Genomic DNA, 20,556 nt, shown 5'->3' with positions numbered 1-20,556 from the left:
ATTTCGCATGAAAACCTCTCAAATCTGCGGCATTTCGGACCAAGGGAACTTCCCGGGATCGATACAACCCATTGCAAGAAATAAAAAGAACCAATCAAACTTGTAAATTGTCTTCATAGGGGAATGTTCAGATTCTGTCATTTTGGGGTTTATCAAGCGCATTGGTGTATTTACCTTCTTATCCACTCAGGGTATTCACCACCTTTGAATAGCTTTATCGATACCTTTGATCAAAGGCAGGCAACGCCACGGGGGCTAAGGGTTTTTTGAAACAGTTTACGTACATTTTGATCGCTGCACTGGGAGCTTTGTTCATCAATCTCCCCGAAACGCGCGCTGTCGAATTTGGCGAGTCCCCTACCCTTGCAAAGCGGGTTGCCGAGGGCAAGCTTCCCCCCGTTAATGATCGTCTGCCAACCACTCCGATGATTGTCACCCCGAATGACAAAATTGGCGTCTATGGCGGCACTTGGCAAATGGCCCAGCGAAGCCAGCGCGATCAGGCACTTCTGATCCGCAATATCGGATATGAGCCCCTTCTGCGCTGGACACCGCAATGGACTTCGACCATTCCGAATGTTGCTCTCTCATTCCAGCCAAGCAGTGATGCGACTGAATTCTTTTTCCGTCTGCGTCCGGGTATGCGCTGGTCTGATGGTGCCCCCTTCACTGCCAAAGACATTATTTTCTGGTATGAAGATATCCTGCTGAATCCGGCCTTTCCGAACGCCGTGCCCGAGTGGCTGACAGCCGGTGGAAACGCCGTGAAAATTGACGAAGTTGACGAAAACACCGTCGCATTTCGTTTCAGTACCCCTTATGGCCTGTTTCCAACAGCCCTTGCGCGCCCCGAAGGGGTGGAGCCGGTAAGCTATCCGGCCCATTTTCTCAAACCGCTTTTGCCAAAATACAATCAGAACGCAGACGCGGAAGCGCGCGCACTTGGCTTTGACGGATGGAAAGAACGCTTTGTCAGTGTGTTTGGTAATCCGGGCACGATTGACGATCCGTCTCGCTGGCTCAATCCGGATGTCCCCACATTAAATGCCTGGCTCCTGACGGGCGTGTACGGAACGGATGATCCCCTGATCGCCAAGCGCAATCCCTACTACTGGAAAATTGATCCTACCGGTCGTCAGCTCCCCTATATCGACGAGGTATCATTTACACTTGTTCCGTCAAAAAGTGCCGCAGGCGACGCGGCAATTGAAGGCAAAGTGAATATGCAGGAACGCCATGTCAGCACGCGTGCAGACGAGGTGCTTTCTGCCAATGAGAACCTCCAGCCTTTCACGCTGATTGAAAGCGATATGAACACCCTGACCTTGTCTTTGAACCTCAATGACAAGGACCCGGTATTACGCAATATCTTCCAGGATAAGAATTTCCGGATTGCGCTTTCGCATGCTATTGATCGCGACGACATCATTGCACGCTTTGTGCCCGAGGCGCTGCCTCATCAGGCGGCACCACGCCCGGAAAGCCCGCTTTATCACACAGTTCTGGCACGTCAGTATATTCACTATGACCCGGCCCTTGCTGCGGACTACATCGCACGAACAGGTTTGCGCCACAAAGATGAGGACGGCTTCCTGCTGCGACCGGATGGCAAGCGTCTGTCATTTACCATTGACACCGAGGGGGCTGACCGTTTTGCAATCCTTGATGCAGTGATCCAGTATTGGCGTGAACTTGGTATAGATGTGAGGGCGCGCAACCTTCCGCGTGAAGAGTTTGTGTCTCTGCGCGAACTCAATGATCATCAGGCAAGCGCCTGGGGTGGCGATGGTGGTCTGGATGCGATGGTGATCCCGATTAACTATCTGCCGATGTCCCCGGATTCTTCCTGGTTCGCAACCGGCTGGGCCAACTGGTACGTCAATCCGGAAAGCCCTGATGCCATCACGCCCCCCGAGACCGTTCAAAGGCAACTTGCACTCTATAATCAACTCAAAGAAACGGCGAACGCTCAAAAACAAACTCAACTGATGCGTGACATCCTCGACATCAGCGTAGATCAGTTTTACGTTATGGGAATTGCTCTTCCGCCGAACCGGAAAGGCGTGGTTGCAAAAAACTTCCACAACGTTCCCAAAGTCATTCCGGCGGCCTGGAGCTATGCGACACCGGCACCGACCAACCCGAGCCAATATTATATTGAGCCAAACTAACGGGATGCGCGGGGCCGGGTTCTCGGTCAGGGGAGACGACTACGCGTGAAGAAGCTGTTAGACCGACTGATCGGCAGCCTGGTATTCAAGATCGCACTCGCGATCGTCATCGTGGAAACCATTCTGCTCGGATTGTTCGGTGGCTATTATATCCAGTATTTCGGCGCCGAGATTGATCGCCGCATCGCGGAACAAATCAGTACGCCCGGCCGCCTGATTCAGGATGAACAGCTTAAGGTCTCGATCCTGAGTGATGCCAGTCAGATGAAGCTTCTTCTGGGTGATCACTTGCTGCAGGCCATGGCGGTCGGCTTTGACGGCACGATTTATCATGCCATTGATCCCTTTGTGATTGGCAGTTCCATTTCGACTATTCCGGGATTTCCGGCAGAACAACTGCGCGCCGATATGTCGAAGCCGGCATTGTTCACAACCGATGACAGAGACGGTCACAGCATCGTCTCGATCACACCGCTTTTCAGTCTGAACGCCAATCAGCCCTTTATGTATGTCTATCTCAAGGTCTCGACCAAGGGGCTTGAGGCAAGCCAGCGACAGATGCAATCCGTGCTTCTGATCGGTTCGGCGCTGTGCATTTTGCTGACCTCGGCTTTGATCTTTCTGTTTACGCAACAAACCGTTCTGCGACGTCTGATTACGGCTGCACAGTTCGTCAACAAGATCCAGCTGGGTAAGCTGAGCTCACGCCTGACACCGATGGGCCGTGACGAAATCGGTACGCTTGAACGTGGCCTGAATGCCATGGCCGAAAGTCTTGAACGCCGTACCCAGCAACATCAGATTGCACAGGATGCACTGCGCGACAGCGAAGAACGCTTCCGTGACTTCACCCTGTCTTCGGCAGACTGGTATTGGGAAATGGGTGCGGACCTCAAGATCGCATTTGCATCCTACAAGTTTTATCAGCTGATCGAGGAAATCAACGGGTCCCCGCAAGGGCAGTCATTTGACCGGCTTGGCCTGACATCCGAACACCCGGAAGGCTGGCATTACCTGCAACGCAGACTTGATGCCCATATGGCATTCCAGAATGTCGAATTTTCATGGACCTCGCGCAAAGGCGAAAAGCACTATGGACGCATCAACGGCGTTCCGGTCTTTTCGCTTGATGGACGTTTCAATGGCTATCGTGGCACAGGCAGCAACATCACAGCCCAGCATCGCGCGAGTGAAGAACAGCAAGCCCTTCAGCGCCAGCTCGCAACGTCCCAGAAGCTTGAAGCTGTCGGTCAGATGGCTGGCGGGGTTGCCCATGAATTCAACAACTGCCTTGCCGGCATCCTGAGCTTTGCCGAAGTTGCCCGCGCAAAAATCGATGACAAGGAACGGGTGAAAGAATATCTCGATCACGTGATTTCACTGGGCGAACGTGCAACCAGTGTCGCTGATCAGCTTTTGATGTTTTCACGCCGCCGGATTGATCAGCCGACAAATATTCGGGTCCAAAACATCTTCTCGGAAATGGAGAAGTTGCTTCTTACCCTGCTCGAACACCGGATCGAATTGCAGATCTGGACGGACAAACCGGACCTTTATACCCGTGTCGATCCGACTCAGCTTTCTGCCTGTATCCTCAACCTTGCGATCAATGCCCGTGATGCAATGCCAGATGGTGGCACATTGCAGATCTCATCGCGCAGTGTTGATATCCCGCCCTTTGCCGAACGCAATCCCGACGAGGACGAGGACAGCTATCCCGAAGACGTCGCAGGCGAATTTGTTGTCATAACGGTTCAGGATACCGGGACCGGCATTCCCGATGACATTATCGGCAATATCTTTGAGCCCTTCTTCTCGACCAAGGAGCCTGGCAAGGGCACGGGACTTGGGCTTTCGATTGTTCATAGCTGGGTCGAAGAATCCCACGGCTTCATCAATGTCGAAAGCGTCGAGGGCGAAGGTACGACCTTCTCTGTTTATCTGCCACGCTCTGAACCGGGGGTCGAGACAACCCTTCTGGTCGATGATGCTGCCGGTATGCCCGGCAACGGGGAGCGCATCCTGATCGTTGATGACGAACAGGCACTTCGGACCACCGCACGCATCATTCTTGAAGATGCGGGTTTCAGAACTGAAACGGCAAAAAGCACGGAAGAGGCGCTTGAAGTTCTTGGCAAGGCCGAACAGGACGATCCGTTTGACGTTATTCTGACCGATGTTGTCATGTCTGGTCGCTCCGGTCCCCAGCTGATTATGGAAGCCCTGCGCACGAATCCCAGATACAGCGTTGTCTTCATGTCGGGCTATCCCGCACGATCTCGCAAGGAACTCGACAATCTGCTGGGCAACTACATCTTTATCAAAAAGCCTTTCCGCCCGACCCAGTTGCAAAAAGCCATTCATGACGCCATTGCGCTGCGTTCCGAACGCCAGCGTAGCTAGACGTCCAGTCGCCCGGGATATGTTCCGATATCCCGGCATTCGGGATGGCATGCCCGAGTCCGCAACCGCCAGATACCTGCAAGCACCCCGATCATCACCCAAAGGTTAAAAAAATCTTTACGGGAAAATTCGATCTAAACACTTGCATTACATACGGTTACAGGTGCCCGGGACAGCCTGCACCTTGGCGCTGTGACAACCGTCACTTTTCCGGACGCAATTAATCCCTACCTTTAGATCAGACAGAATTAATGATGTTCTCTTCGATGGGCGATCTGCCCTTTTGGAAAGGATGACGAGGTCAAGATGATCGGTTCGGTACAAGGTTCAGGGCTCGGCGCAGCCGCACAGGCCGTCAATGATGCCATCACCCCCAATGGCGGAGCCGATCCGTCGTTGCCATTTGCCGCCGCCGAAGGCGCGATCAACAAGGCAACCGGTCTGGCCAAGGTTATCGGTTCCATCGTTACAGAACATCAGCCGCTTCAGACCAGTGGTCATCGCGGCACCAGAGTTAATATCCTAACGTGATTTTTCCCTCTCGTTAGCTTCCTCCAGGGGTGGTCAAAAGCCACCCCTTTTTGTGCCTGCACCTCTTGAACCCCCAACTCTCGCAAACATGACAAATCCTGTACTGCATGCTAATGTCATGACCGGCTTTAGATTTGGACGGTACAATGGTCGCCAACAGAATTGGTACTGGCTCTTCCCAAACGGGACTTCATGATGCGCGTGCCCGCCCTCAGGGCGCTCCGGGTGTCGGTGGTCGTGTGTCGGCAAATGCAGAACAGCCATCGTCTGAAAGCTTCATCGCATCCCAGCTTGCCCGCCTGCGCAACCTGATCGCCACAGACCAGATTGACCATAATGCGCGGCGTGGCACATATCTGAACATCCTGCTCTAAACTTGCCGGGAAACGCGGCAACCACGTGATCCTTGATGAACAAATTTAAAAGGCGGACCAGATGGCCCGCCTTTTTTGCTGCTCTTATGTCGTAACACCGACAAAGAAAAGTGCCCCGTACCGAAGTACGGGGCCAGTTCAATTGTCCAGGTGTGTTGGACAAGGGAGCTTGCGCAAAAGCGTGATCAGATCACGCAGTTGCCTGGTTTTCGCTCTCGGAGCGAATAGGATGTTCCAGCTTGTCGACGATCTCTTTCGGCACGATCTGCCAGAAGTGGCCGCGTTCACGATCCCAGTTATCAAGGATCGTACGTGCATAACCGCTTTCGGTTTCTGCAACATGCTCTTCGATGAGCGAACGGCACTGTTCGTCCCAATACTGGGTTTCAATGCGCTGGTAGAGGATGGAACCATCATTGACGACATCGGCAAAGGTACCATTGACGTCATAGATGAAGGCCATGCCACCGGTCATACCGGCACCAAAGTTTTCACCAACCGAACCCAGGATGACTGCGGTACCACCGGTCATGTATTCACAACCATTCGAACCACACCCTTCGACCACAACGGTCGCACCGGAGTTACGGACACAGAAACGTTCACCAGCCTGACCGGCAGCAAACAGCTTGCCGGCAGTCGCACCATAAAGAATGGTGTTCCCGATGATGGTGTTTTCGTTGGTCTTGAGCGGGCTGGAAGGACGCGGACGCAGAACAATCGTCCCGCCCGACAGACCCTTGCCAACATAGTCGTTGGCATCGCCCTGAACTTCGATCTTAAGCCCCTGAACTGCAAAGGCACCAAGCGACTGACCTGCCGAACCACGCAGACGTACATGCAGATGGCCCGGTTTCAGACCGGTCATGCCGTATTTCTGCGTGATCAGTGACGACATCCGGGTCCCGATCGCACGCTGGGTGTTCTGGATGTTGTACTGAAGCTGCATCTTCTCGCCGTCTTCAAGAAGCGGACGGGCATCCTTGATCATCTGTGCATCAAGGGTATCCGGCACTTCATTGCGACCTTCGATGGTGCAGAAGCGTGCATGATCACCGGCATCTGCCTGTGCAAGCAGCGGGTTGAGGTCAAGGTCAACAAGGTCTTTCGCGCCACGGTGAACCTGCTGAAGCAGGTCCGAACGACCAATCACGTCTTCAAGCTTGTCATAGCCAAGCTCGGCCAGAACGTCTTTGACTTCCTCGGCCATGAAGGTGAACAGGTTGACCAGCTTGTCTGCCGTACCAACGAACTTGGCACGCAGTGCCGGATCCTGGGTACAGACACCAACCGGACAGGTGTTGGAATGACACTGACGGACCATAATGCAACCAAGTGCGATCAGGGACGCGGTCCCGATACCGAATTCCTCGGCACCAAGCATCGCACCAATCACAACGTCACGACCGGTTTTGAAACCACCGTCAACGCGGAGTTTGACCTTGTCACGCAGGTTGTTGAGCGTCAGGACCTGGTTGACTTCCGACAGGCCCATTTCCCACGGAACGCCTGCATATTTGATCGAGGTCTGCGGGCTTGCACCCGTACCACCGTCATAGCCGGAAATCAGGATCACGTCGGCTTTTGCCTTGGCAACACCGGCAGCAATCGTACCAACACCCGAACGCGACACCAGTTTCACGCAAACACGGCAACGCGGGTTGATCTGTTTAAGGTCATAGATCAGCTGTGCGAGATCTTCGATCGAATAGATGTCGTGGTGCGGCGGCGGCGAAATCAGGGTCACACCCGGCGTCGCATGACGCAGCTGTGCGATTTCAACCGTAACCTTGAAGCCCGGAAGCTGACCACCTTCGCCCGGCTTTGCCCCCTGTGCGACCTTGATCTGAATTTCTTCGCAGTTATTCAGATATTCAGCCGTCACACCAAAGCGACCGGACGCAACCTGCTTGATCGAGGAACGCGCATTGTCACCGTTCGCACGCGGACGGAAACGTTCACGCGATTCACCACCTTCACCGGAGTTCGACTTTGCGCCGATACGGTTCATGGCAATCGCCAGTGCTTCGTGGGCTTCGGTCGAAAGTGCACCATGGGACATGCCCGGGGTCACGAAACGCTTGCGGATTTCGGTAATGCTTTCGACCTTGTCCTGATGAAGCGGATTACGGTCACTGCGGAAATCCAGAAGATCGCGGAGATGCAGCGGTTCACGCGAACGCAGACCTTCCGAGAACTTGCGGAACGTGTTGTAGCTGCCCGTAGTCACAGAGGACTGCAACGTATGGATCAGCGGACCGGTCCAGACGTGGCGCTCGCCACTGCGACGGTATTTGTAAAGGCCACCAACCGGAAGGGTAACGACATTGCCGTTAAACGCTTCCTTGTGCTGGGCAATCGTACGACGCTGGATACCCTGAAGACCGATACCCGAAATACGTGACGGCATGCCCGGGAAGAATTCAGCCACCAGCGAACGCGACAGGCCGATACTTTCAAAGTTATAGCCACCGCGATAGGAACTGATGATCGAGATCCCCATCTTTGACATGATCTTGAGAAGACCCGCATCGATTGCAGCCTTGAAGCGCTGCATGACTTCGGCGGTGCTGACCACATTCGGGAACAGGCCGCGTGCATAACGGTCAAGCAGACCTTCCTGCGCCAGATAGGCGTTAACCGTCGTCGCGCCGACACCGATCAGAACGGCGAAGTAATGCACGTCCATGCATTCTGCCGAACGAACGTTCAGCGAGATATAGGTGCGCAGCGACGTCTTCACGAGATGGCTGTGAACGCCACCGGTCGCAAGGATCATCGGAATGGCAGCACGCTCTTCGGAAATCGCTTCATCGGTCAGGATGATATGCAGTGCGCCACCACGAACGGCTTCTTCTGCTTCACGCTGGATCCGCGAAATCGCATCACGCAGGGCAGACTGGCCACCGGTAATATCAAAGGTGGTATCAATCTCGACTGCCGTATCACCCATATATCCGCGCATCGCCTCATATTCGGCGTTGGTCAGAACCGGGCTTTCAAGCTGAAGCAGATCGCACTGGCTTTCGTCTTCTTCCAGAACGTTGCCAAGGTTGCCCAGACGGGTTTTAAGGCTCATGACGCGCGCTTCACGAAGGGAATCGATCGGCGGGTTGGTCACCTGCGAGAAGTTCTGGCGGAAGAAGTGATGCAGCCCGCGATAACGATCCGACAGGATCGCAAGCGGAGTGTCATCGCCCATCGAACCGATGGCTTCCTTGCCGTCTTCACCCATCGGATGAAGGATCAGTTCAAGATCTTCATGGGTCAGACCCATCGCCTTTTGCAGACGCAGCAGACGTTCCTTGTCGATATGGGACGGTTCGGTTTTTTCCGGTGAAATCAGGTCATCAAGCACCTTGGTGCGACCAACCCATTTCGACCAGTCACGGCGATTTGCCAGTTTGTCCTTAAGCTCGCCATCGTGATACAGCTTGCCTTCGGCAAGGTTCACCGCAATCATCTGACCCGGGCCGAGGCGGCCTTTTTCGACACAGCTTTCTTCGTCGATATGAACCATACCGGCTTCGGAACCCGCAATCAGAAGACCATTGCCGGTAACCGCATAACGCAGCGGACGCAGACCGTTACGGTCCGTACCACCCATAAGCCATTCGCCACCATATGCCGCAAGTGCAGCCGGGCCGTCCCACGGCTCCATAACCGCGTTGCAATAGGCATAAAGGTTTTTATAGCTGTCTGGCGTAGATGCCTTTTTCGACCATGCTTCCGGAACCATCATGGTTTTCACCATCGGAAGGTCACGGCCCGCACGGATCATCAGCTCGAACACGGCATCAAGGGCTGCCGAGTCAGACGAACCGGGCTGAATAACCGGTTTCAGGTCATCGATGCTGTCGGCAAACACTTCGTGCGCCATACGTGCTTCGTGACTTTTCATCCAGTTGACGTTACCGCGCAGCGTGTTGATCTCGCCGTTATGGGCAAGCACACGGAACGGCTGTGCCAGCGGCCAGCTTGGGAAAGTGTTGGTCGAATAACGCTGATGATAGACGCAGAAGCTTGAAATAAAGCGTTCGTCACGAAGATCCGGATAGAAGGTATCAACGTCTTCTGCAAGGAACATGCCCTTGTAGATGATCGAACGGCAGGACATCGAACAGATATAGAAGTCCTTGATCGCTTCGGAAAGCACGGCCTTTTCGATACGGCGGCGGATCGCATACAGGTCGATCTCGAACTTTTCTTCATCGACGTCATCACGAACACCGATCAGGACCTGTTCGATTTCCGGACGGGTCTGGTTTGCCTTTTCACCGATGACCGACACATCCACCGGGACCTGACGCCAGCCAAGAATGCCGTAACCCTGTTTGAGAATTTCGGTTTCAACGATTGCACGGCAACGTTCCTGGGCCGACATGTCGATACGCGGCAGGAAGACCTGACCAACGGCAATCAGGCTTTCCGGGGCTTCCTGGTTGATCACCTTAAGGTAAGCCTTGAAGAAATCCTGCGGGATCTGAAGATGGATGCCTGCGCCATCGCCGGTCTTGCCATCAGCATCAACAGCACCACGGTGCCAGATTGCCTTCAGGGCTTCGATACCGGCTTCGACGACCTCGCGGCGCGGTTTGCCGTCAATAGCACCGACAAGACCCACACCACAGTTGGCATGTTCTTCGGCCGGGTCATACATGCCACTGGCTTCGAGATGGGCCGCGTTTTTCTCAAAACGGGCGATATCTGCGGCACCGCGGCTCTGAACCATTTTGTCCTGAACGATCTTGTTCATAACTTCTCTCTCCTAATGCGGCAGCGGGCTTAAGCAGCAGCTTCTTTGCGCGCCAGCAAATACTCATCAATCCGGTCAGCCGCATCGCGGCCATCGCGGATAGCCCAGACCACAAGCGAAGCACCACGGGCGATATCGCCAGCAGCAAATACGCCATCAAGATTGGTCATCATGGTGCGGAAGTCGATTTTGACTGTCCCCCAACGCGACACACCGAGTTCCGGTGCATCAAACAATGTTGGCAGATCTTCCGGTTCAAAGCCGAGCGCAAGGATGACCATATCGGCATCCATGGTGTAGCTCGAACCTTCGATGATTTCCGGGCTCTGACGGCCACCGGCATCCGGTGCACCAAGACGCATCTTCACTGCGCGAACACCGGTAACGGTATCATCACCGACAAAGGCTTCCGGGTTGGTCAACCAGACAAACTCGACACCTTCTTCCTCGGCATTGGCAACTTCACGCTGGGAACCGGGCATGTTGGCGCGGTCACGGCGATAGAGACATTTAACCGATTTGGCACCCTGACGGATCGCGGTACGAACACAATCCATCGCGGTATCGCCGCCACCAATCACAACAACATTCTTGTCCTTGGCATTAAGCGTGCCGTCTTCGTAAGCCGGAACCGTATCGCCAAGACCATGACGGTTGGACGTGGTCAGATATTCAAGTGCGGGATAGACATTGCCCAGACCGGCGCCTGGCAGCTTGAGTTCGCGGGCCTTGTAAACACCGGTCGCGATCAGAACGCTGTCATGTTTCTTGCGCAGGTCATCAAGGGTCGCATCACGGCCAACCTCGAATTCGGTGTGCATGATAACACCACCTTCTTCAAGAAGCTTGACCCGGCGTTCAACGACGTCCTTTTCCAGTTTGAAGCCCGGAATACCATAAACCAGCAACCCGCCCATGCGGTCATAGCGATCATAGATGTGGACTTCATATCCCTTGAGACGCAGCTGCTCGGCTGCGGCCATGCCACCTGGACCACCACCGATGATGCCGACCGACATACCGTTTTCCTTGGCCGGTTTCGGGGCTTTGACCCAACCGTTCGCAAAGGCGGTATCGGTAATGTATTTCTCGACCGAACCGATCGTCACCGCGCCATGGGTTGACTGCTCAATTACGCAATTGCCTTCACACAGACGATCCTGCGGACAGATGCGGCCCGTAACTTCCGGCATGTTGTTGGTTGCCGACGAGATAGCGTAAGCCTCTTCAAGGCGACCTTCGGTGGTCAGGCGCAACCAGTCAGGGATGTTGTTATAAAGCGGGCAATGGGCCTGGCAGAACGGCACACCGCATTGGGAACAACGCGACGCCTGATCGGCGGCATTGGTATCCTCGAATGCTTCATAAATTTCGTTGAAGTCTGTCCGACGTTCGGACGCCTCTCTTTTGTGCGGATATTTTTGTTCAAGATGAACAAACTTCAGCATCTTTTCTGTCATGACGGCCCTCTGGAAGGGTTTTATGTTGCGGGTTTCGGACTGTATACGTGCCAAACACGCAAGAATCTAGCACAAAATGCATCATAGGTCAGCTTTACTGACATAAATATCCGTACATTTTTTCGGGTCTTCCAGAATTCGCCACCGGAATGCCCTGAAATAAAGTTTCAATAGTACCGAAATGGTACTATTTATGCATTTCGCCGAATCAGGCTAAACTGCTATAAGCGATCAGTTTTTGAAGCGAACAGGCACAGAGGCCGGCGTGACCCTACAGCACATTATTCTTCTGGCAGTCGTTCAGGGGATCACCGAATTTCTTCCCATCAGCTCATCAGGTCATCTTATTCTGGCACCGGCCCTGACCGGCAGCCCGGATCAGGGTTTGTTGGTAGATGTGGCTGTCCATGTCGGCACCCTGGCAGCCGTTTTGATGTATTTCTGGCGCGATGTCTTTGCCATGCTCAGCGGATTCGTTCGGCTGTTTACCGGGCGGATCAATGCCGGTGCGCGCCTTGCAATCCACATTGTGCTCGCCACCATCCCGGTTGTCGCTGTCGGCTTTTATCTCAAGGTCTCCGGCATCGAGGAACAGTTGCGTTCGGTCGAAATCATTGCCTGGACCACGCTTGGCTTCGGGATTTTGCTCTGGATTGCCGACAAGGTCGGCATGACGATCAATCGTCTTGAACATATGCGCTGGGGCGGTGCGTTATTTATCGGTCTCGCACAGGTTCTTGCGCTGATTCCGGGTACCAGCCGTTCCGGCATCACCATGACAGCCGCACGTTTCATGGGATATGAGCGCTCAGACGCTGCACAGTTTTCGATGCTGATGTCGATACCTGTGATTTTGGGTGCCGGACTTCTGGCCGGGATTGACCTTCAACAAGCAGGTAATATCGCCCTCAATGAAGACATCCTTCTGGCCGCCGGTCTTTCGTTCCTGACAGCTCTTATCGCGATTGCCGTTTTGATGAACTGGCTTAAGCGGTCAAGCTTCACACCCTTTGCAATCTACCGCGTCCTGCTTGGGGGCGGCCTGCTGGTCTGGATTTACCTTTATAACGGCGCACCGTTGCCATTCATCGGCTGACGGTAAAATCCGGCATTGTCAGATCATCCCGTCTGGCTTGATCAGTCTTGCCAGATAGGCCCACCTGACAGCACGATCTGCGCACGTGCCGGGTCTTCTGGTGCGTAGTCGCTATCGTCAACAAAGCGCATCAGGAACGGTTCGTGGGATAACAGGAATTCAAGCGCGCCAAGCTGAACCTCGTTTGAGGTGATACCTGCGCGCAGATCATCAAGCCCCATGCCGGTTTGGGCAACAAGCCCCTGAAGCAGTTCATCATCGCCCGCAATATGGGCAATGGCGCGAATGGCCAGTGTTTCAGCAGCTTCCTTGTTCATTTTGTTCAGGCCCGATAACTATTTAAACCATTTTGCCTTGGCCATTGCCCGCCAGACCACCAGTCCGGCCACAACAATCACGCCAGCAGCAATTCCGCCAAGACCGTTTCCGGCCACCAAAACCAGCCCCCAAAATCCGACCGTGCCAAATCCGATGGCAAGGCTGAGAAATGCTGATTTGGTCAAGGTGTCCTGACTCTTCTGGGCGGCTTCTGCGCGTTTGATTTCATCAACGATTTCATACCAGGCAAGTTGTTGCCAGCGGGAATATTTCAATCCCTTCCGCGGCCCTTTGCGCAGGAATTCGTCGAGCTGCTTGACGATATTGGCAGCACGCTCTTCGGGGGCAACATATTTGCCGATCCGTTCTTTTTTGCGCGGGGCATCGTCTTCATTCTCGATCATATTCACTGCTTCTCTTCCGTCCTGATCTGCGAAACCGCACCATGCCCAAAGGCAAAACCTATCCTTAACCGATTTAAATCAGGTAAACCCCGTTTCCCCTGTGGCGACCGTCACATCGGCCTTCACTTTCGGGCGATAAAAGCAGCGGAAACCATTTTGATCGCCGCAGCCCGAAGCTGGCAGCAAATTTCTGCGTCTTGATATCCGGATCAACTGACGTGATATCAACAACTTCGCAAACATCGGATCGAACATCCCGCACTTCCGGGCAGGCAAACCCTGTAAACAGGCGGACACCCTTCACACATAAAAGATTACTCATATAAACTGGACAAACAGATGCTGCGAAAGCTTGTGATTGGCGGATGCCTGCTTGTTATGTTGTCGATCCCGCCCTCAGCCGGATTTGCCGCTGGTGATCGCGGTGTGGAAATCGTTGCATCCTGCAGTTCGTGGCCTCCTTATGTTGTGGAAGGCACACGCCCCGGCGGGATTCTGGTCGAATATGTCGAGGATTTGCTGGGTTCGTTCGGTTATAGCCCGAAGATCGAGGTATATCCCTGGAAACGGGCGATTGACGCCGCCCGGAACGGCAAGGTTGATGTCATATTCTGCGCCGAGGCCGGTCAGGCCAAGAATTATGAACTGGAATATGAATTTCCGATCCTGATCAGCGACACGGTTTTACTTTCTCACCGCGACTACCCGCTTGAAGCCGGTCAGCTTTGGGATCACCGTATCGCGGTTGGCGCGGGGTACTGGTATGGCGACGTATTTGAAAGTCGCCGTCAGGATGTTGACGCCATCGAAGTCGTCGATGATCTGTCGATCCTTCGCATGGTTGCAAACAAACGCGCCGATGGCGGACTGATGGAAAAGGCCGTCGCCGATACGCTCATGCATACCTATCCGGAAATCGGGGAACTGCTTGAAATCAGTTCCCGGCCGGTTGCGACCCAGACCTTTTATTTTGCGATATCACCGGCCACAAAAATAGACACACGTCGCCTGCGTCGCCATCTGGCAATCACGAAACCGCGACCCATCCTGCAACAGATTAAAACAGATACGAATTAGGATCAGGACCATCCGGCTATGCAAGCAGGATGGTTAGGCACATGGCACTCAGGCAACGACCAGTGCAGTAACGGCAATAATGCCAAATGCGATCAGATGGATCATTTTCAATCTCCTGAATTTGCGTAGCGCAAATATCGCCCAAGCAGGGCTTTAAGCCCTTCAAAGGACGGCGAGCATCCGGTTTACAACCCAAAACAGGTTATTTGATGGCACAATCAAGTCGGTTTGATGCCCAACAGCCAGTCTTCGCAGTGCTATTTCATTCCGGGAGATGGTGCGGGCGGCCGGACTTGAACCGGCAAAGCCTTTAGGGCCGGCGGATTTTAAGTCCGCTGCGTTTACCAATTTCGCCACGCCCGCAAAGCGTGTCGCATCCGGTTTGCAACCGGTGAAACAGGGTTCTAGCGCGGCTTTTGAAATGGTGCAACATCCTATTACCGCTTTCTCTGACACCCGCCGATTTACCTACGGTGCGCTCTGTTCATGCAAGGAATAGGGCAGGATTGCCCGCCTTGCTCCTTATTCCTTGCACTTTTGCAGCGCATCATGAGTGATCTTCAGCAATCACCGCGCTGCGTTTTATGCACTGGCACCTGAAAACGGCCCTTGCCGCCACGGTATGCATCGCAACGGCAGCCTTGTATCACTACCGTGGTCAGCTTCCCCGATTTGTGACACTGGCTTTTGCCGGTGAAACCGGTGCGCGCCCCGATTCCGTGATCTTGCGCAGTGAAACCCTGAACCGCGCGGACAATCGCCGCCGTCACATGAACCGTCTTTATAACAAGATGGATAACGACCTGTATGAAAGCACGATTTCGCCGCTGCTGTTTGACGATTTTGTCGATCCGGCGGACGAAACTTCGTCCTCTCTTTATCTGGACACAGACGAAAACCCGACAGTCGAAGTGTTTGGGGGGCGCGCGGCACTCAAATCACTTGCAGGTAAAATCGATTTCGACAGCGCAGCAGGAACATTCCCCACCCAGTCACGCACCGTGCGCGTCCCGATCAGCATCTGGGTTGTTGGCAATCACACCGATCTGGAAAACCGCATCACCCGTTCGGGATACGATCCGGGCCTGAGCGGCGATTCTGTCTCGATTGATAGCGGGGTGGATTATCTCGTCGATGAGGGTCTGGTTGTCGGGCTTGGTGTCGGATGGGGAAACACCCTGGGTGAGTCAGGCTCCCGCCAGTTACGCTATCGCGAGAGCAATCTGGCCCTTTCCCCTTATTTCGTGGCCCGCATGACTGACTGGTTGAACCTTAGGGGCAGCTTCAGTTTTGGCAAAAGCATGATCAGCCAATCGGCTATCGAAAGCCCGCCCGTCAATATTCGATATGCCGAAAGTCTCGAAAGCAGCACAATCTCGAACTCGATCGGCTTTGCATCAAAGTATGATTTTGGCGGCCTGCCATTTAGTCTGCAGCTTGATGGCGACATGATCACCGCCCATGAATATGTCGAAGCCGCCCGCGCAACAGATGGCAGCATGATCGCTGCGAATACGGCGACCACCCGCTTGTTTGATGCGGCATTGGAAGCGCGCTATCGCTTTGATCTTGGCAATCACAGGATCACCCCCTTTGCCGGGCAGGAAGAAACCATTTCGTTGCTCAATCAGGATTACGGCCGCAGCGGATCGACACGCTATTATGGCGGGTCGGACTATCGATATGATCCCCTGAGCCTTGATCTTAGCCTTACCGGCTTTCGCGAGATGGCAACAGATAGCCCGCCACTGGAAGGCATTCGGTCCGAACTCGCCCTGACCCGGGATCTGCCGCACAGCTATGTCACGCTTCAACCCTATGTCACAGTTGAAAGCACCAATCTGTATCTTGATACAGGGGGTGGCATCACCCAAAGCTGGGGGGCGATGCCCGGACAGCTCAGCTTTGAGGTCCGCCGCAAATTCACCTACGAAGTCCGCCACAGTGACTATACCGGACTGCTTACCATCGACTTTCCTTTCTAGATCTACTGTTTTCACCGGTATTCTGCGCCAAACCGCATCTTGCTATTGGCGTTCCCCCTTGTCACAGGTAGGGTGCAAACAGAAACACTGATAACGCCATTTCCAGCAGGTTTGCGCCATGAACAAGCCCGATCGCACCAACCAGTCCGTCGCGGATGACAAAACCATTACCCCGCCGGTCTTTGATCGGGATTTCCAGAAACAGTTCATCGATCTTTTGCTGTGGCGGCGCGATGTGCGACGGTTCCGCACCGATCCGATCCCGCAAGACGATATTAATGATCTGATCAAGGAAGCTTGCCTGGCACCATCGGTTGGCAATTGTCAGCCCTGGCGCTTTGTAAAGGTCAACGACCCGGAACGCCGCAAGGCCATTCGCGACAGTTTCGAACGTGCCAATAATGAAGCCTTGAACGATTATCATGGCGAACGCGCCAAGATGTATGCCTCCCTTAAACTGCAGGGCATGGATCAGGCCCCGGTACAGCTTGCCGTCTTTGCTGACGAAGAAACCGAAGCCGGTATGGGGCTTGGCCGCAAGACCATGCCTGAAATGCTTGATTATTCAGCTGTGGCCGCGGTGCAGTTGCTCTGGCTGGCGGCACGCGTCAAGGGTATCGGGGTTGGCTGGGTTTCCATTCTGGAGCCAGAAGTGGTTGGCAAGACACTTGACGTTCCGCAACACTGGCGTCTGATCGCCTATCTTTGCATCGGCTATCCGGAAGAAGACCACATCGTTCCGGAGCTTGTTCGCGAAGGTTGGCAGGATCGCATTGATCCGGATGCCCTGACCCTTGAACGTTAACTCTGCCAAAGCTCAAACCATCAATACCGAAATCAGAATTCCCAAAACAAGGATATCAGGATGTCTGCCGATAAAGGCCAACCCAATGCCCCCGAACAGCCCGCAAAAAAGGGCCTGTCAAACGGCGTCTATTTCAAGATCATGGGCTACTTGCTGACCGCAGGATGGGTTGGCTTCATTCTGGCGGCATCGGGCGGCGACACCAGTCATCCACTGTTTGACTATATCTTTGTTGTGCCGCTTGCTGGCTGGATCATCGGCATGATCGTCGCCCGCATCATCGCGAAGAAAACCGGTACAGATCGCCCGTAGAATGCTTTATGTGCCCTATCAAGAATGACAAAAGGCGCCCGTCTGTGGCGCCTTTTAACATGATCAGTCATCGTGCCTTTGATGATTGTGACGCTCGTCGCGGTATCGATCATCATCGGAAAACCCGCCAAGGGTCATGATTCCAATCCCCAGACTGATCCCGCCAAAAGTGATGAACAGCCCGAAGAACAGCAGGAATATAAAGATCGGCGCATCACGCGACGACATTGCAAGACTATAGATACCGCCAATATCGAAAAACAGAACCAGCCCGCCAAACACCAGCGCCCCGAACCCGCCATAGGCCGTATGCTCGATCATAAAGCGCACAATTGAGCGGGCTTCGCGTGCGGCCTTGCTGTTGCGTAGATCGTCTTCGGGCCCGTGATCAGGCTCGTTTTGAATTCCAGCCATGTTCTTTCCCTTATCAAGGTCAGAACAATTCTAGACAGACTTCCCCGATGAAACTTTGACCAAACGCAATTGGGCGGCAGTCAATCTGCCGATGCGTTGACATGCCCGGTATCTTCGATGACGTCGCGACCACTTTCAATGATCACAAGGCGGATGCGCTCGGATGCCTGATTGACGTCGTCGGGATTTTCACCACGTACCACCAGTGTCGTCCCGAGCCTTCCTTCACGCAGGAAAGGATAGGAACCGATATCGGTATGCGGGAAGTCTCCCTGAATCTCGGCCAGAACCTTGGCGATTGTACCTTCGGGGATATAGCCGCCGACAGAACGCGACACCATCGGCTTGCCACCGATCAGCTGGTGTTTGATCCCCTGGAACATGGCCTGCATGATCATGGGTACACCAGCCATGACATAGACATTTTCCATTCTGAATCCCGGCGCCTTGGAAATCGGGTTTTGCACAAGCTCCGCGCCAACCGGAACATGCGCCATGCGAAGACGCGCCTCGTTGAGGTCCTCGGGCTTTTCATAATGGCTTTTAAGAAGCGCGTGCGCCTCGGCATTCAGTTCGTTTGCCACACCAAAGGCCTTGGCAACACATTCAGACGTAATGTCATCATGGGTCGGGCCAATGCCACCAGTGGTAAAGACATAATCAAACCTGGCCCGGCATTCATTGACGGTTTCAATGATGGTGTCCTCGATGTCAGGAATGACACGGGTTTCGGCCAGACGCACACCGATCTTGTTCAGCTCCTCTGCCAGATAAGGCAGGTTCTTGTCATGGGTACGGCCAGAAAGAATTTCATTGCCGATAATAATCAAACAGGCACGGACCGGATCAGACATCACTTCCCCACAACTTCAATCTTGTTTTCCGACAACAAACGTTACGTCACCGTATGGCGCAAGGTTCACAGAAAATCGCGTAACATCGCAACCAGCGGCACATCCGCAGGCGGCATTGGATAATCCCCCAGACGCACCGGGCGCACCCACTTCACCTGCTGACCTTCCATCGGCGTGATTTCGCCTTTCCAGACGCGGCACAGATAAAGCGGCATCATCAAATGGAAATCGTCATAGGTAAACGAGGCAAAGGTAAAGGGCGCAAGGCAGCTTTCGGTGATATCAATACCGAGCTCTTCTTTAAGCTCGCGCACAAGAGCCATCTCCGGGGTTTCACCCGGCTCGACCTTGCCACCGGGAAATTCCCACAGGCCCGCCATGGACTTGCCTTCCGGACGCTGCGCAATCAGCACACGATGATCAATATCGACCAGCGCAACCGCACTGACGAACACTGTTTTTTCGGGTGTTTTACCCTGGCGCAAGTCGACCGACATGCAGCCTTTATCTGGTTGTTGTATTGTCATGGCACTGTTGTATCGCGGGCTTTGGTCTTCGCCAAGTATAGAAAAAGTCGCACCGCGAACTTTGATAAAAAGCAAAAAACGTCAAACTGTTATCTTTCAGCTACCGTACAAGAGTTACATGCTTGCCCACCCATCAAACAGGTATCTGAATGTCTCCATCCGTCCCTGCCAGCAAACCGCGCAAACCTGCTCCGCGCCGGATTCTGGGATTTGCCGCCAATTCCATTGTCGCCGTTCTGTTGCTGGCGGGCTGTGACAAGCTGGGTGCCTATAACAAATGGCAGGCAGGCGACTTTGCCCCCGACATTGCTGATCTGGCTTATGGTTCCGGGAACCGTCAGGTGCTTGATCTTTACCTGCCTGCGACGACGACAGGTCCGGCACCACTTGTGATCTGGTTTTATGGCGGGTCGTGGGATTCAGGCGACAAGGCGAAATATGCCTTCATCGCCAAACGCTTCACCGATCTGGGATATGCGGTTGCCATTCCCGACTATCGATTGGTTCCCGATGTGCATTTCCCCGCCTTTGTCGAGGATGCAGCCGCCGCCATCGCCTTCATGAAAAACCATGCCGTTTCCCACCCGGAACGGTTGCAAGATCGCCCCGTCATCCTCGCAGGCCATTCTGCCGGTGCATATAATGCCGTTCAGGTGGTTGCAGATCCCACCTATCTTGAAAATGTCGGGCTTGATGAAAACCATATTGCCGGGGTCATCGGTCTGTCTGGACCTTATGACTTTTATCCCTATGACGTTGAAGCAACGCAAAAGGCCTTTGGCCAAACGCCTGCCACCGTCAGTCAGCCCGTCGAGATGAACCTTGCAAAAATGCCGCCGCTATTGCTGATCACCGGCAATCGCGATCATACGGTATTTCCGCGCAACTCACGCAAACTGGCTGAACTTGCCCCCGACGCCAAGCTGGTTGAAATCGACGAAACCGGCCATGCCGGCACACTGATCGCGCTGGGATTTTATCTGACAACCAATGTCTCGGTTCTTGATCCGGTCGAACAGTTCCTTTCCGATCACTTGCCGACATCAAAACCGCTGCCGTAGGTCAGAAA

18 protein-coding genes and 1 tRNA gene are annotated in these 20,556 nt (G+C 54.0%); 10 read left to right on the top strand and 9 right to left on the bottom strand.

Annotation, left to right across the window (positions count from 1 at the left end):
• The first annotated feature begins 266 nt into the window (after nt 1-266).
• From WA318_RS03930 to WA318_RS03915, 4 genes are all read left to right on the top strand, one after another.
• Nucleotides 267-2,171 (top strand): ABC transporter substrate-binding protein, encoded by a 1,905-nt coding sequence (locus WA318_RS03930; RefSeq protein ID WP_336080059.1) that lies wholly within the window; start codon nt 267-269, stop codon nt 2,169-2,171.
• A gap of 45 nt (nt 2,172-2,216) precedes the next feature.
• Complete coding sequence (locus tag WA318_RS03925) at nt 2,217-4,574, top strand: ATP-binding protein (protein WP_114096749.1); 2,358 nt, start codon at nt 2,217-2,219, stop codon at nt 4,572-4,574.
• A 306-nt stretch (nt 4,575-4,880) separates the two neighbouring features.
• The gene (locus tag WA318_RS03920) at nt 4,881-5,105 is read left to right on the top strand and encodes a hypothetical protein (protein ID WP_336080058.1); all 225 of its coding nucleotides are present in this window, start codon (nt 4,881-4,883) and stop codon (nt 5,103-5,105) included.
• Nucleotides 5,106-5,251: 146 nt separating this feature from the next.
• Nucleotides 5,252-5,479, top strand: coding sequence for a hypothetical protein (locus WA318_RS03915; RefSeq protein WP_114096747.1), 228 nt, complete (start codon nt 5,252-5,254; stop codon nt 5,477-5,479).
• Nucleotides 5,480-5,669: 190 nt separating this feature from the next.
• On the opposite strand, the gene gltB is transcribed toward WA318_RS03915, so the two are convergent.
• Together gltB and WA318_RS03905 are read right to left on the bottom strand one after the other, a co-directional pair.
• The gene (gene gltB / locus WA318_RS03910) at nt 5,670-10,235 is read right to left on the bottom strand and encodes a glutamate synthase large subunit (protein WP_336080057.1); all 4,566 of its coding nucleotides are present in this window, start codon (nt 10,233-10,235) and stop codon (nt 5,670-5,672) included.
• Nucleotides 10,236-10,264: 29 nt separating this feature from the next.
• A complete protein-coding gene (locus WA318_RS03905; RefSeq protein WP_114096745.1) occupies nt 10,265-11,695 on the bottom strand; it encodes an NAD(P)-dependent oxidoreductase in 1,431 nt (476 codons plus the stop codon).
• A 265-nt stretch (nt 11,696-11,960) separates the two neighbouring features.
• Here WA318_RS03905 and WA318_RS03900 point away from each other — a divergent pair, with 265 nt between their 5' ends.
• Nucleotides 11,961-12,791 carry an undecaprenyl-diphosphate phosphatase gene (locus WA318_RS03900; protein WP_336080056.1) on the top strand — a complete coding sequence of 277 codons (831 nt, stop codon included), beginning with the start codon at nt 11,961-11,963 and terminating at the stop codon, nt 12,789-12,791.
• A gap of 41 nt (nt 12,792-12,832) precedes the next feature.
• On the opposite strand, the gene WA318_RS03895 is transcribed toward WA318_RS03900, so the two are convergent.
• The 3 genes from WA318_RS03895 to WA318_RS03885 form a co-directional block, all read right to left on the bottom strand.
• On the bottom strand, nt 12,833-13,108 hold the full coding sequence (locus WA318_RS03895) for a DUF3572 domain-containing protein (RefSeq protein WP_336080055.1): 276 nt from the start codon (nt 13,106-13,108) through the stop codon (nt 12,833-12,835).
• Between the two features lie 18 nt (nt 13,109-13,126).
• Nucleotides 13,127-13,513, bottom strand: coding sequence for a hypothetical protein (locus WA318_RS03890; protein WP_258548597.1), 387 nt, complete (start codon nt 13,511-13,513; stop codon nt 13,127-13,129).
• A gap of 78 nt (nt 13,514-13,591) precedes the next feature.
• Entirely contained in the window at nt 13,592-13,768 is a 177-nt protein-coding gene (locus WA318_RS03885) for a hypothetical protein (protein ID WP_336080054.1), read from the bottom strand.
• Nucleotides 13,769-13,852: 84 nt separating this feature from the next.
• Between WA318_RS03885 and WA318_RS03880 the strand changes: the two genes are divergently transcribed.
• The gene (locus WA318_RS03880; protein WP_336080053.1) at nt 13,853-14,590 is read left to right on the top strand and encodes a substrate-binding periplasmic protein; all 738 of its coding nucleotides are present in this window, start codon (nt 13,853-13,855) and stop codon (nt 14,588-14,590) included.
• A 275-nt stretch (nt 14,591-14,865) separates the two neighbouring features.
• Here the strand turns inward: WA318_RS03880 and WA318_RS03875 are convergent.
• A tRNA-Leu gene (locus WA318_RS03875) sits at nt 14,866-14,953 on the bottom strand.
• A 221-nt stretch (nt 14,954-15,174) separates the two neighbouring features.
• On the opposite strand from WA318_RS03875, the gene WA318_RS03870 reads away from it, so the two are divergent.
• The 3 genes from WA318_RS03870 (at nt 15,175) to WA318_RS03860 (ending at nt 17,692) form a co-directional block, all read left to right on the top strand.
• Nucleotides 15,175-16,575, top strand: a complete 1,401-nt coding sequence (locus WA318_RS03870; RefSeq protein ID WP_336080052.1) for an autotransporter domain-containing protein — start codon at nt 15,175-15,177, stop codon at nt 16,573-16,575.
• A 118-nt stretch (nt 16,576-16,693) separates the two neighbouring features.
• Nucleotides 16,694-17,380, top strand: a complete 687-nt coding sequence (gene bluB / locus WA318_RS03865; protein WP_114096738.1) for a 5,6-dimethylbenzimidazole synthase — start codon at nt 16,694-16,696, stop codon at nt 17,378-17,380.
• 60 nt (nt 17,381-17,440) lie between these two features.
• A complete protein-coding gene (locus WA318_RS03860; protein ID WP_336080051.1) occupies nt 17,441-17,692 on the top strand; it encodes a hypothetical protein in 252 nt (83 codons plus the stop codon).
• Nucleotides 17,693-17,755: 63 nt separating this feature from the next.
• Here the strand turns inward: WA318_RS03860 and WA318_RS03855 are convergent, their stop codons facing one another.
• The 3 genes from WA318_RS03855 to mutT all read right to left on the bottom strand — a co-directional run bounded on the left by WA318_RS03855 (nt 17,756) and on the right by mutT (nt 19,457).
• The gene (locus tag WA318_RS03855) at nt 17,756-18,106 is read right to left on the bottom strand and encodes a hypothetical protein (RefSeq protein ID WP_336080050.1); all 351 of its coding nucleotides are present in this window, start codon (nt 18,104-18,106) and stop codon (nt 17,756-17,758) included.
• An 80-nt stretch (nt 18,107-18,186) separates the two neighbouring features.
• The gene (locus WA318_RS03850; protein WP_114096735.1) at nt 18,187-18,960 is read right to left on the bottom strand and encodes a competence/damage-inducible protein A; all 774 of its coding nucleotides are present in this window, start codon (nt 18,958-18,960) and stop codon (nt 18,187-18,189) included.
• A 65-nt stretch (nt 18,961-19,025) separates the two neighbouring features.
• On the bottom strand, nt 19,026-19,457 hold the full coding sequence (gene mutT, locus WA318_RS03845) for an 8-oxo-dGTP diphosphatase MutT (RefSeq protein WP_114096734.1): 432 nt from the start codon (nt 19,455-19,457) through the stop codon (nt 19,026-19,028).
• A gap of 179 nt (nt 19,458-19,636) precedes the next feature.
• Here mutT and WA318_RS03840 point away from each other — a divergent pair, with 179 nt between their 5' ends.
• The gene (locus tag WA318_RS03840; RefSeq protein WP_336080049.1) at nt 19,637-20,548 is read left to right on the top strand and encodes an alpha/beta hydrolase; all 912 of its coding nucleotides are present in this window, start codon (nt 19,637-19,639) and stop codon (nt 20,546-20,548) included.
• Nucleotides 20,549-20,556 lie beyond the last annotated feature (8 nt).

The organism is Thalassospira sp. CH_XMU1448-2, from assembly GCF_037027285.1.
Classification (GTDB): domain Bacteria; phylum Pseudomonadota; class Alphaproteobacteria; order Rhodospirillales; family Thalassospiraceae; genus Thalassospira; species Thalassospira profundimaris_C.
Note: the sequence above shows the minus strand (reverse complement) of the source record. Positions and strands in the feature narration are given on the sequence as shown.